Genomic DNA, 12,157 nt, shown 5'->3' on the forward strand with positions numbered 1-12,157 from the left:
ACGAGGGCACGCTCATCTGGCTCCGGAACCGTAGCGGCGGCACCGAGGCCCCACACGTACGGCGTGCCGGCGCGCTGGCCCGGCGTAGTCGCCTGCCCGAGAGCCGGCGCGGCTGCGGCGACGCGTTGGGCGCACCATCCGGGGCCCGGCGGTCGCCGTCAGCCGGCGCGGCGGCCTGGCGTGGTCGGCTGCCCGAGAGCCGGCGCGGCTGTGGCGACGCGACGGGCGTATACCCCGGGCCCGGCGGTCAGCCGGCGCGGCGGCCCGGTGTGGTCGGCTGCCCGAGAGCCGGCGCGGCTGTGGCGACGCGACGGGCGTATACCCCGGGCCCGGCGGTCAGCCGGCGCGGCGGCCCGGTGTGGTCGGCTGCCCGAGAGCCGACGCGGCTATGGCGACGCGACGGGCGTATACCCCGGGCCCGGCGGTCAGCCGGCGCGGCGGCCCGGTGTGGTCGGCTGCCCGAGAGCCGACGCGGCTATGGCGATGCGACGGGCGTACCACCTCGGGCCCGGCGGTCGCCGTGAGCTCAGCTGGCGCGGCGGCCCGGTGTGGTCGGCTGGCCGGGAGCGGTCGGCTGACGCGGCTGCGGTGGCGTGCCCGGCCGGGACGCCTCCGGGCGACGGGTCGGCTCCGGTGGACGGCCGCCCTGGGGCGGCACCTGGACCGGTGGCAGCGGGCGGACCAGCCCGAGCGCGATGACCTCGTTCGCCAGCCGGGTGCGGCGGTTGGCGCCCTCCGGGATGCGGAACTTCTGGTACAGCCGCAACAGGTGCTGCTTGACCGCCGCCTCCGTCACCACCAGGTCGGTGGCGATCTCACGGGCCGTGGCGGGCGCGACGAACGCCTCGTCGGACAGGGCGGGGCGGCACAGCGCCGTCAGCACGTCGATCTCGCGACGCGTCAGCTCCGGGGCGACGGCACGGCGCAACTCGACGTCCGGGTCGACGTCCTCGCGCGGTATGCCGCCCATCCGGCAGCGTGCGGCGCCGAAGCTCACCACGTCACCGTCCTCGAGCACACGGCGCGCGATCGGCCGCCCGTTCACCCGCGTACCGTTGCGCGACAGGCCGAGGTCCACGACGTAGACGTACGGACCACGGCGGACCAGTTCGGCGTGCAACCGCGAGACGCTCGGTTCGTCGAGGCGAATGTCCACGCCACGACCTCGCCCGATCGTCGTGACCTCGGAGCGCAGTGGCAGTACCGTGCCGGTTTCTTCGATCCGTATGTACGGGCCCTCCACAGCGGTCCCTCCAGTAGTTAGCGACCCCTGTCTGCCTGGTTACCCGGACCGGCCATGGTCACACCCGCCTACCGGTGGGTAGGACCGAGTACATCGGAGATTACGGGACATCCGACCTGTCCGAAAGAGGCCACGAAGACGTCTGCGCGGCGGAGGGAGTGTGGCGCCCATGAGCACGCCGTCGAAGGGACTCGCCGATGTCGTCGCCGCCTCCACCGCGCTCAGCGACATCGACGGCGCACGCGGCCTGCTGTCCTATCGGGGATACGACATCCACGAACTGGCCGGGAGGATCTCCTTCGAGGAGTGTGTGCACCTGCTCCACCACGGGTCGCTGCCCGACCGCGCCGCGCTTTCGGCCATGCGGGACCGCCTGGCCGAGGGCAGGACGCTCGGCGGCCTCGTCACCGGCGCGCTCGACGACGTCGCGCGGACCCAGACGCCGATGGAGGCACTGCGGACGCTCGTCTCCCTGTCCAGCGCGGACGACCCCGACGCCGGCAGCAACGAGCCCGCTGCCGACCTGCGCAAGGCGGCCCGGCTGACGGGCCGGCAGCCCGTCCTCGTGGCGTCCTACCACGCCGCCCGCCGCGGAGCGACCGTCCCGGACGCCGACCCCGCGCTCGGCGTCGCCGGTGCCTTCCTGCTCCAGCTCACCGGACGGCATCCGTCCCGCCGCGACGTCGAGATCTTCGACGAGTGCCTGGTCCTGCACGCCGACCACACGATGAACGCCTCCACCTTCGCCGCCCGCGTCTGCGCGGCGACCCTGTCGGACATGCACTCGGCGATCGTCGCCGCGATCGGCACGCTGAAGGGCCCTCTGCACGGCGGCGCCAACGAACAGGTCATGCGCATGCTGGAGACCATCGGCGGCGTCGACGAGGCGCCGTCGGCCGTACGGTCCCGGCTCGACGCCGGGCAGAAGATCCCCGGATTCGGGCACCGCGTCTACAAGACCGAGGATCCCCGCGCCACCCACCTGCGCGAGCGGGCGCGCGAACTCGCGGACCGTACGGGCGAGGACCGCTGGTGGACCGTGTCCCGCCGGGTCGAGCAGACCGTCTTCGCGGAGAAGGGACTGTTCCCCAACGTCGACTTCTACGCCGCGTCCGTCTACCGCTGCCTGGGGATCCCGACCGACCTGTTCACGGCGGTGTTCTCCATGAGCCGGATGGCCGGCTGGACCGCCCACGTCATCGAGCAGCACGCCGACAATCGGCTGATCCGGCCCGACAGCGAGTACGTCGGCGAACACGACCGTACGTGGGTCCCTGTCGAGGAGCGGTGAGCGGGCACGCGCGGGCGCTGCCAAGATAGAGGACATGTCGGAGCAGTACGGGCCACCGGAGCCGCACGAAACGCCCTCGGCGGGCGTTCCCTCAGCGGGCCAGCCCGCGCCCGGGCCGCGGACGCCGCCTTCCCCTCGCCGGTCACAGCGCGCGCAGGCCCGCCCGGCCGTGCCGCGATGGCTCGGCCAGTTGCCGTACGTCTTCGTGCTCTGCGGGGTCGCGGCCGGCCTGGCCGTCGTCGCGACCAACCACTTCCGGCGCGGCAGCATGCTGATCGCCGCCGCGGTGTTCATCGGCGCGCTCGCCCGGCTGGTGCTCCCGGAGAGCCAGGCCGGCATGCTCGCCGTACGCCCCCGGTGGGTGGACGTCCTGCTCATGACGGCCGCCGCGGTCGGTGTCACGCTTGTCGCGTTCGTCGCGAAAGGGACTCCGGGCTGACCGGCTCCCCCTCTCTGCTCGACCGCGGATGAGCAGTGGGATGATGCAGGCTGCAGGTAAGGAGCCCGTCGCGATACTGGAAAATGTGCCCCACGTCACTCATGCTGATCGGAATGTCCACCCCATCGCCGTCGCTGAAAACCACGACGTGTCTCCTTGGGGCGGACAGGGTCGCATTCCCGCCGGGCTCCGCGAAACCGTCTGTCGATAGGAAACGCGAGGGATCGACTGAGACCTGCTGAGGGCGGCGACCCCGCCCGTCTGTCTCGATATGAGAGTTGCTGACGAATGTTGTTGAGCGTGAAGCGGAGCACCCGGTGACTGATTCGACCATCATCTACACGCACACGGACGAGGCACCCGCCCTGGCGACGTATTCGTTCCTGCCTGTGATCCAGGCATACGCCTCGACCGCCGGCGTCACCGTGGATACCCGGGACATCTCCCTGGCCGGGCGCATCATCGCCGCCTTCCCGGAGTACCTCACGGAGGACCAGCGCATTCCGGACGCGCTCGCCGAGCTCGGCGAGCTGGTCGACACCCCCGGTGCGAACGTCATCAAGCTGCCGAACATCTCGGCCTCGATCCCGCAGCTCAAGGCCGCGATCGCCGAGCTGCGGGAGCAGGGCTACGCGCTGCCGGACTACCCGGACGATCCGAAGACCGATGAGCAGCGCGAGATCCGAGCTCGGTACGACCGGATCAAGGGCAGCGCGGTGAACCCGGTGCTGCGCCAGGGCAACTCCGACCGCCGGGCCCCCGCGTCGGTCAAGAACTACGCCAAGACCCACCCGCATCGCATGGGCGCCTGGACGGCGGCGTCGAAGACGAACGTCGCGCACATGACGGCCGACGACTTCCGCTCCACCGAGAAGTCCGCGGTGATCGCCGAGGCGGGCTCGCTGCGGATCGAGCTCGTGGGCGACGACGGCTCCACCACCGTCCTGCGCGAATCGGTACCCGTCGTGGCGGCCGAGGTCGTCGACGCGTCCGTCATGCGGGTCGCGGCGCTGCGCGAGTTCCTCACCGCGCAGGTCGCGCGCGCCAAGGCCGAGGGCGTGCTGTTCTCGGTGCACCTGAAGGCCACGATGATGAAGGTCTCCGACCCGATCATCTTCGGCCACGTGGTGCGCGCCTTCTTCCCGAACACGTTCGCCAAGTACGCCGACACGTTCGCCGGGGCCGGCCTGACGCCGAACGACGGCCTCGGCGGGATCTTCCGGGGCCTCGAGTCGCTGCCGGGCGGCGAAGAGATCAAGGCGTCCTTCGATGCCGAGCTCGCCGCGGGCCCCGAGCTCGCGATGGTCGACTCCGACCGCGGCATCACCAACCTGCACGTCCCCAGCGACGTCATCGTCGACGCCTCGATGCCGGCGATGATCCGCACCTCCGGCCACATGTGGGGCCCGGACGGCCAGGAGCACGACGCGCTCGCCGTCATCCCGGACAGCAGCTACGCGGGCGTCTACCAGGTCGTCATCGACGACTGCCGGGCGAACGGAGCCTTCGACCCGTCGACGATGGGCTCGGTCCCGAACGTCGGCCTGATGGCACAGCAGGCCGAGGAGTACGGCAGCCACGACAAGACCTTCGAGATCCCGACCACCGGCACGGTGCGGGTCCTCGACGAGGCCGGCAACGCCGTCCTCGAGCAGACGGTGGGCGCAGGCGACATCTTCCGCATGTGCCAGACCAAGGACGCCGCGATCAAGGACTGGGTGAAGCTCGCCGTCACCCGCGCCCGCGCGACCGGCGACCCGGCCGTGTTCTGGCTCGACCGGGACCGCGCGCACGACGCCTCCCTGATCGCCAAGGTCGAGCAGTACCTGCCCGAGCACGACACCGCGGGCCTGCGGATCGAGATCAAGTCCCCGGTCGAGGCGACCGCCTTCTCCCTGGAGCGGATCCGCCGCGGCGAGAACACCATCTCCGTCACCGGCAACGTGCTGCGCGACTACCTGACCGACCTGTTCCCGATCCTGGAGCTGGGCACCAGCGCCAAGATGCTGTCGGTCGTACCGCTCATCAACGGCGGCGGCCTGTTCGAGACCGGCGCCGGCGGCTCGGCGCCCAAGCACGTCCAGCAGCTCGTCAAGGAGAACTACCTGCGCTGGGACAGCCTCGGTGAGTTCCTCGCGCTCGCGGTCAGCTTCGAGCAGCTCGCCCAGACGACGGGCAACGCGCGCGCCCAGGTCCTCGCCGACACCCTCGACCGGGCCACGGAGACCTTCCTCAACGAGGACAAGTCCCCGACCCGCCGCCTGGGCGGCATCGACAACCGCGGCAGCCACTTCTACCTGGCCATGTACTGGGCGCAGGAGCTGGCCAAGCAGTCCGACGACGCCGACCTGGCCAAGGCCTTCGTCCCGCTCGCCGAGACGCTGACCTCGCAGGAGCAGACGATCGTCGACGAACTGCTCGCGGTCCAGGGCTCCCCGGCCGACATCGGCGGCTACTACAACCCCGACCCGGCCAAGGCCGCCACCGTCATGCGCCCGTCGCCGACCTTCAACCAGGCTCTCGCGACACTCGCCTGACGCCCGCAGCGGCGCCGCACGACATAGCCGAGCCGACCGGGCCCCGACGAATCCTCAGGATCGTCGGGGCCCGGTCGGCTCGTCCGCTTCCCGGCCCTGGGCGCCCACTCCGCGGACGGTCAGAAGAGCGCCGGTGGCTCGGCGGGCACCAATTCGGGCAGCGCCTCCACATCGGGCACGCGGGTCCGTACGCCCTCGTCGGTATGCACGCCTGAGGACCGCGCCAGGCGGTGCGGCGGGGCGATGGGGCGCGCGGTAGCCTGACGGCTGGAATATCTCGACGACGAGAGACCCGATCGAAGCTCCGCTCGGCGCTCGGCACGGGCCTCGTACCAGCTGGAGACTACGATGACTCGCACTCCCGTCAATGTCACCGTCACCGGGGCGGCCGGCCAGATCGGCTACGCCCTGCTCTTCCGCGCCGCCTCGGGGCAGCTGCTCGGCCCCGACGTACCCGTGCACCTGCGCCTGCTGGAGATCCCGCAGGCCGTCAAGGCCGCCGAGGGTACCGCGATGGAGCTCGACGACGCCGCCTTCCCGCTGCTCGCGGGCATCGACGTCACCGACGACGCGAAGAGGGCGTTCGACGGGACCAACGTCGCCCTGCTGGTCGGCGCGCGTCCGCGTACGAAGGGCATGGAGCGCGGTGACCTGCTCGAGGCCAACGGCGGCATCTTCAAGCCGCAGGGTGAGGCCATCAACGCCGGCGCCGCCGACGACGTGCGGGTTCTCGTGGTCGGCAACCCGGCCAACACCAACGCGCTGATCGCCAAGGCGCACGCGCCGGACGTCCCGGCCGACCGCTTCACCGCGATGACCCGCCTGGACCACAACCGCGCGATCGCGCAGCTCGCCAAGAAGCTGCAGGCGCCGGTGGCGGACATCAAGAAGATCGCCATCTGGGGCAACCACTCCGCGACGCAGTACCCCGACATCTTCCACGCCGAGGTCGGCGGCCGGAACGCCGCCGAGGCCGTGAACGACCAGGCCTGGCTGCGCGACATCTTCATCCCGACCGTCGCCAAGCGCGGTGCGGCCATCATCGAGGCCCGCGGCGCGTCGTCCGCGGCGTCGGCGGCCAGCGCGGCCATCGACCACATCCACGACTGGGTGAACGGCACCCCCGAGGGCGACTGGACCTCCATGGCCGTGGTCTCCGACGGCTCGTACGGCGTGCCGGAGGGCCTGGTCTCGTCCTTCCCGGTGGTGTGCAAGGACGGCAAGTGGGAGATCGTCCAGGGCCTCGACATCGACGACTTCTCCCGGGAGCGCATCGACGCGTCAGTGCGCGAGCTGGGAGAGGAGCGCGACGCGGTCCGCAACCTCGGACTGATCTGACCGCTCCCGCCGACCCTCGATGGGTCTCTGTGTAATCGAGTTGACACGAAGAGTCACTTCTGTGACCCTTGCCGCCAGGAGGAACCTCATCAGGCCAAAGGACCGGCCCAAAAGCTGGTCGGTTCCGCGCAGGCCGTCTGTTCAGGGCTGACGGGCGGAGACAGGGGCTTGGAGGGAAGAACTCACCGCAGCCAGCGGTCGCCCTTTCGGTACGTGTCAACCCCCAGCCGAGGAGGCGGTAAGCCCTATGGGCGTCATCGAGGACATCCAGACCCGGGTCGCGACCCTGGAGCGGCGCATGGACGACCATGACACCACGCACATCCGGATCGAGCGGCGACTCGATCAGGTCGCGGGCGACGTGGACCAGCTCAAGAGCGACATGGCGCAGGTCAAGAGCGACCTGGCGCAGGTCAAGGCCAACACGGCCGACCTGGGCGAGATCCGGGCGCGGGTCGCGGCCATCCCGGAGCTGATGGCCGGACAGGTCGAGGTCCGCGAGATGGTCGCGAAGCTGCTGGCCCGGTCCGAGGCGGACGGCCGCTCCTGACGCGGTCTCACGCGAAGCGGTGAAAGGCCGCCGGGTCCCTGTCACGGGACCCGGCGGCCTTCACGCGTCGCATCGCGCGATCCGCCCGTCGAAAGCGACGCTCGCGCAGTCGATGCCCGGCCCGCGCACCGGGACGGCAGACGCTTCAGGGGTTACGGCAGGCCGTCCGCCCGGCAGGCCGTCCGCCTGGCAGGCCGTCCGCCTGGCAGGCCGTCCGCCTGGCAGGCCGTCCGCCTGGCAGGCCGTCCGCCTGGCAGGTCGACCGCTCGGCAGGCCGTCCGTACGCCCGGTAGGCCGTCCGTTCGGTTGGCCGCCCGCCCGTCCCGCGTCATCGTCGCCGGCGTGGCGTCGTCGGCGACGCCGCCTGGGTCACTTGTTCGACAGGGCGGCCACGACCTGTTCCGCGACGCCATGGGCCGAGGCCGGGTTCTGGCCGGTGACCAGGCGGCCGTCGCGTACGACGTTGGCCTGGAAGTCGTCCGCCGCTACGTGGATCGCGCCGAGCTCCTCCAGCCGCGACTGCAGGAGGAACGGTACGACGTCGGTCAGGCCGACCGCCTTCTCCTCGGAGTCCGTGAACACGGCGACGCGCTTGCCGGCGACGAGGGGCGAGCCGTCGGCGAGCGTGAGGCCGACCAGCGCCGCGGGGCCGTGGCAGACGGCCGCGACGACTCCCTCGCCGTCCTCGTAGATCGTCCGGGCGAGATTGGCCAGGGCGGAGTTGTCGGGGAAGTCCCACATCGTGCCGTGGCCGCCGGCGAACAGGATGGCGTCGTAGCGCGCGGCGTCGACCTCCTCCGGGCGCGGTGTGGTCGACACCGGCGCCTCCGCCAGGAACGCCTCCTGCGCAGGGTCGGACGGGTCGAGGCCGTCCTTCGGCGGCTCGCCACCGGCCACGCTGACGAGGTCGACCTCGTACCCGGCCGCACGGAAGACCTCCCAGGGGTGGGCGGCCTCGGAGACGTAGAACCCGGTGGTCCGGCCGGTCGCGCCGAGCTCGCCGTGGCTGGTCAGGGCGATGAGCACTCGCTTCGACATGTGTCCTCCTTCATCGGTACCCCTCGATCATCGGGGCCGAGTCCCATCACTGACCAATGGTCCTCATTAGGGGCGGGTATCGGATTTCCGATGGCACGATGGGGTGCATGGCCGTCTCCCTCGACCTGCTCCGTACCTTCCTCGCCGTCTATCGCGCGGGGTCGGTGACTCAGGGGGCGGCGCTGTTGCGGCTCTCGCAGCCCACGGTGACGGCGCAGGTCAAGACGCTCGAGGAGGCGCTGGGGCGTCCGCTGTTCGAGCGACTGCCTCGGGGAATGGCGCCGACGCCGGCCGCCGACCAGCTCGCGCGGCGGATCGCCGACCCACTGGACACGCTGGCGGAGCGGCTGGACGGCGAGCTGGAGGAGCCGGTGTTCGGCCGCACGGTGCACCTGGGCGGCCCCGCCGAGCTGGTCTGCGTCCGCGTGCTGCCCGCGCTCGCCGACCTGGTCGCCGGCGGGCTGCAGCTCCGGGTCACGCTCGGCCTCACCGACGACCTCCTCGCGGGTCTGGCCGCCGGAGCCCTGGACCTGGTGATCTCGACCGCACGGCCCCGGCGGCGGGGACTGCGGTCCGATCCGCTGTGCGACGAGGAGTTCGTTCTGGTCGCGGCCGAGCGCTGGGCGGACGCCGATCCGGCGCGCGCGCCGCTCGTCGCGTACGCGGAGAATCTGCCGATCATCCGCCGCTACTGGCGGACGGTGTTCGAGACCCGCCTGACCCGGTCGCCCGCGCTGGTCGTGCCGGATCTACGGGGAGTGCTGGCAGCGGTGGCGGCGGGCGCCGGGGTCACCGTCCTGCCGCGCTACCTGTGCGCGACGGAGCTGGCCGCCGGCGTCCTGCGGCCGCTGCTGGAGCCGGAACTGCCCCCGATCAACACACTGTTCCTCGCCACCCGTGACGGGCCCGTGCACCAGGCGGTGAGCGCCGTACGATCCCGGCTGCTGCTCCAAGGACGCATGTGGTGATCCCCGAGCGGGGTCTCAGGGCGCGCGGCTGCGCTGAGCCCCCGGGAAGGGCTTCACGCGGTGAGCCCCCCGAGCTGGGTCTCAGGGGCGCGTGGCCGTGGTGATCCCCCGCGAAGGGGGCCAGGCCACGCGGTGATCCCCCGAGCCGGGTCTCAGGGCGGACGGCTGTGGTGACCCGCCGCGAAGAGTCTCAGGACACGCGGTGGGCGCCGGGGGAGGGAACGGCATCGAGGAAGCGCGGCGCCTCCCAGGAACGGGCGGCGTAGGCCGTGGTCACGGCCTCGCGGACCTGCTCGTCGCGGTCCGTGGGCACCAGGGCGATCACCGAGCCGCCGAAGCCGCCGCCGACCATCCGGGCGCCTCGCGCGCCGGCGCGTACGGCCTCCTCGACCGCCACGTCGGCCTCCGGCCAGGAGATCTCGAACTGGTCGCGCAGCGACAGGTGCGAGGCGGTCAGCAGCGCGCCGACCTCCGCGACGGCACCGGCCCGCAGCAGGCCGACCACGGCCTGGACGCGGTGGTTGTCGGTCACGACGTGCTGGGTGCGGCGGCGCAGGACCGGGTCGTCGAGCACCTTGAGCGCGGCGGCGAGGTCCTCGACGTCGCGCAGCGCCGGGACGCCGATCAGCTCCGCGGCCTTCTCACAGGCGGCGCGGCGGCTGGCGTACCCGCCGTCGACCAGCTCGTGCTCGGCGCGGGTGTCGATGACCAGGAGCGAGAGGCCGGTCAGGTCGAGCGGCACCTGCGAGGACAGGCCGCTGCGGCAGTCGAGCAGCAGAGCGTGCCCCTCGGTGCACAGCAGGGAGGCCGACTGGTCCATGATCCCGCACGGCATCCCGACGAAGTCGTTCTCGGCGTGCTGGGCGATGCGGGCCAGCTCCGGCCGGGGCACCTCGATCCCGTACAGGTCGCACAGGGCGAGCCCGACCGCGCACTCGAGCGCGGCGGACGAGGACAGGCCGGCCCCCTGCGGCAGGTCCGAGTCGATCAGCACGGACGCGCCGCCCACCTCGTGTCCGGCCTCGCGCAGCGCCCAGGCCACCCCGGCGGCGTACGCGGCCCAGCCGGTCACCTCACCGGGGCGCGGGTCTGAGACGCGCACGGCGTCCGGTGACTGCACGGAACGGAGTTCGAGGACGCCGTCGTCGCGGCGGGCCGCCGTTGCCGTGACGCCCTGGGCTAGGGCGAAGGGCAGGACGAAGCCGTCGTTGTAGTCGGTGTGTTCACCGATGAGGTTGACGCGGCCCGGAGCGCGCCAGACCCCTTCCGGGTCGCGCCCGTAGAACTCGCGGAAGTCCATGTTCACCGTGCCTATCGTGGGGGCAGCGATCCTACCGGCAGCCCGTCGGGAAACAGGTCCGCGGTCGCTCGTTCGAGAGCGATGCGGATGGCACCGGTCGCGACCGCCTCGTCGCCCAGCGCGGACACCCTGACCTCGGGCGGAGGCGGGCACAGCGCGGCCAGTCGGTCGCGCAACCCTCCGGCGATCAGGTCGCCGGCCCGCGACAGGCCGCCGCCCACGACGACGACGGCGGGATCGACGGCGAGGAGCAGTGCCGCCGTGCCGGTCGCCAGGTCGTCGGTGAACCCGTCGACGGCGGCCGTGGCGTGCGCGTCGCCGGACCGGGCGGCGGCGAAGACGGCGGCCAGATCGCCGTTGCCGGGACAGGCGGCCAGCAGGCGGTCGGGGGCCTCCTCCCAGCGGAGTGCCGGCAGCAGGCCGAGCTCCCCGGCGCCGCCCCGGTGCCCGCGGTGGAGCCGCCCGCCGATGAGGACGCCGGCGGCGACCCGGTTGCCCGCGAGGACGCAGACGGCGTCCTGGACGTCCTTGGCCGCCCCACGCCAGTGCTCGGCGATGGTGGCGAGGTTCGCGTCGTTCTCGACGATCACCGGCACGGCCTCGACGGCCACCGGCAAGGCGCTGCCATCGGCGATCGAGGCGTTGGCCACCGCGCGGCCACCGGCGATCAAGGCATCCGTCACCGCATCCCCGTCGGGGGTCGGGGCGTCGGTCGCCGTGTCCCCGTCGGCGATCAACGCATCGGTCACCGCGTCCGCGTCGGCGATCGAGGTTTCGGTCACCGCGTCCGCGCCGGCGATCGGCGCTTCGGCCACCGTGTCCCCGTCGGTCACCAGCGCGCGCCCGAGGTCGAAGCCGGTCCAGTCGGGCAGCACGGTGCAGAGGGTGACCGCGCCGTCGTGGACGACGCCGGGCGTCCCGACGCCGATCGCGCGCAGGCGGCTCGGTGCCACCCCGCTGTCGTCGAGGCAGCGGGTGAGGGTGGTCCGGGCCACCGCGAGGCGCTCGGCGCGGCCGAGGTCCGGATCGACCGTGGCGCGGCGGACCTCGTGGACCTCGCCCTCCAGGTTCGCGAGGATCACCAGGATCTTGTGGACGCCGATGTCGATGCCGGCGACGAACCCCTCGTCGGCGCCGAAGCGGAAGCGCCGCGCGGGCCGTCCGGTGCCGCCGGGCTCAGGCGGCAGCTCGCGGACGATCCGGTCGCGGACGAAGTCCTCGACGACGTCCTCGACCGTCGGGCGTGACAGCCCGGTGACCGCGCTGACCTCGGTGAGCGTGCGCGGGCCCTGGGCGTAGAGGGCCGCGAGCACGTCCGTGGAGTTCAGCCGGCGCAGCCGGGACGGATCGCCGCCTCGTCTCACCTGGACCTGCCTTGTCTCACCTGGACCCCCTTGACATTCGCGCTCCGCAGCATAGATCCTCGCACTTACTAAAGAAAGTTCCTTTAATA

10 protein-coding genes are annotated in these 12,157 nt (G+C 72.2%); 6 read left to right on the top strand and 4 right to left on the bottom strand.

Features of this window, described 5'->3' with window-relative positions:
* Positions 1-526: 526 nt before the first annotated feature.
* A complete protein-coding gene (locus ACYVF7_RS07675; RefSeq protein ID WP_460336950.1) occupies positions 527-1,243 on the bottom strand; it encodes an FHA domain-containing protein in 717 nt (238 codons plus the stop codon).
* Between the two features lie 169 nt (positions 1,244-1,412).
* On the opposite strand from ACYVF7_RS07675, the gene ACYVF7_RS07680 reads away from it, so the two are divergent.
* The 5 genes from ACYVF7_RS07680 to ACYVF7_RS07700 all read left to right on the top strand — a co-directional run bounded on the left by ACYVF7_RS07680 (position 1,413) and on the right by ACYVF7_RS07700 (position 7,398).
* Positions 1,413-2,534, top strand: coding sequence for a citrate/2-methylcitrate synthase (locus ACYVF7_RS07680; RefSeq protein WP_460336953.1), 1,122 nt, complete (start codon positions 1,413-1,415; stop codon positions 2,532-2,534).
* Between the two features lie 34 nt (positions 2,535-2,568).
* Positions 2,569-2,973, top strand: coding sequence for a DUF3017 domain-containing protein (locus ACYVF7_RS07685; protein ID WP_460336956.1), 405 nt, complete (start codon positions 2,569-2,571; stop codon positions 2,971-2,973).
* A 317-nt stretch (positions 2,974-3,290) separates the two neighbouring features.
* Entirely contained in the window at positions 3,291-5,510 is a 2,220-nt protein-coding gene (locus tag ACYVF7_RS07690) for an NADP-dependent isocitrate dehydrogenase (RefSeq protein ID WP_460336959.1), read from the top strand.
* Between the two features lie 348 nt (positions 5,511-5,858).
* A complete protein-coding gene (locus ACYVF7_RS07695; RefSeq protein ID WP_460336962.1) occupies positions 5,859-6,848 on the top strand; it encodes a malate dehydrogenase in 990 nt (329 codons plus the stop codon).
* 247 nt (positions 6,849-7,095) lie between these two features.
* Positions 7,096-7,398 (top strand): hypothetical protein, encoded by a 303-nt coding sequence (locus ACYVF7_RS07700; protein ID WP_460336965.1) that lies wholly within the window; start codon positions 7,096-7,098, stop codon positions 7,396-7,398.
* 369 nt (positions 7,399-7,767) lie between these two features.
* On the opposite strand, the gene ACYVF7_RS07705 is transcribed toward ACYVF7_RS07700, so the two are convergent.
* Positions 7,768-8,436: a type 1 glutamine amidotransferase domain-containing protein gene (locus ACYVF7_RS07705; RefSeq protein WP_460336968.1), complete on the bottom strand. Its 669-nt coding sequence runs from the start codon at positions 8,434-8,436 to the stop codon at positions 7,768-7,770.
* 107 nt (positions 8,437-8,543) lie between these two features.
* Between ACYVF7_RS07705 and ACYVF7_RS07710 the strand changes: the two genes are divergently transcribed.
* The gene (locus ACYVF7_RS07710) at positions 8,544-9,404 is read left to right on the top strand and encodes a LysR family transcriptional regulator (protein WP_460336971.1); all 861 of its coding nucleotides are present in this window, start codon (positions 8,544-8,546) and stop codon (positions 9,402-9,404) included.
* Between the two features lie 190 nt (positions 9,405-9,594).
* Here the strand turns inward: ACYVF7_RS07710 and galK are convergent, their stop codons facing one another.
* Complete coding sequence (gene galK, locus ACYVF7_RS07715) at positions 9,595-10,704, bottom strand: galactokinase (RefSeq protein WP_460357822.1); 1,110 nt, start codon at positions 10,702-10,704, stop codon at positions 9,595-9,597.
* A gap of 11 nt (positions 10,705-10,715) precedes the next feature.
* Positions 10,716-12,068, bottom strand: a complete 1,353-nt coding sequence (locus tag ACYVF7_RS07720) for an ROK family protein (protein ID WP_460336973.1) — start codon at positions 12,066-12,068, stop codon at positions 10,716-10,718.
* Positions 12,069-12,157 lie beyond the last annotated feature (89 nt).

Source organism: Actinoallomurus acanthiterrae, from assembly GCF_054775715.1.

Excerpts from the sequence above, each read along its gene's own strand:
- ACYVF7_RS07685 (WP_460336956.1), top strand. The coding sequence starts at position 2,569 with ATGTCGGAGCAGTACGGGCCACCGGAGCCGCACGAAACGCCCTCGGCG.
- galK (WP_460357822.1), bottom strand. The coding sequence starts at position 10,704 with ATGGACTTCCGCGAGTTCTACGGGCGCGACCCGGAAGGGGTCTGGCGC.
- ACYVF7_RS07680 (WP_460336953.1), top strand. The coding sequence starts at position 1,413 with ATGAGCACGCCGTCGAAGGGACTCGCCGATGTCGTCGCCGCCTCCACC.
- ACYVF7_RS07710 (WP_460336971.1), top strand. The coding sequence starts at position 8,544 with ATGGCCGTCTCCCTCGACCTGCTCCGTACCTTCCTCGCCGTCTATCGC.
- ACYVF7_RS07695 (WP_460336962.1), top strand. The coding sequence starts at position 5,859 with ATGACTCGCACTCCCGTCAATGTCACCGTCACCGGGGCGGCCGGCCAG.
- ACYVF7_RS07705 (WP_460336968.1), bottom strand. The coding sequence starts at position 8,436 with ATGTCGAAGCGAGTGCTCATCGCCCTGACCAGCCACGGCGAGCTCGGC.
- ACYVF7_RS07700 (WP_460336965.1), top strand. The coding sequence starts at position 7,096 with ATGGGCGTCATCGAGGACATCCAGACCCGGGTCGCGACCCTGGAGCGG.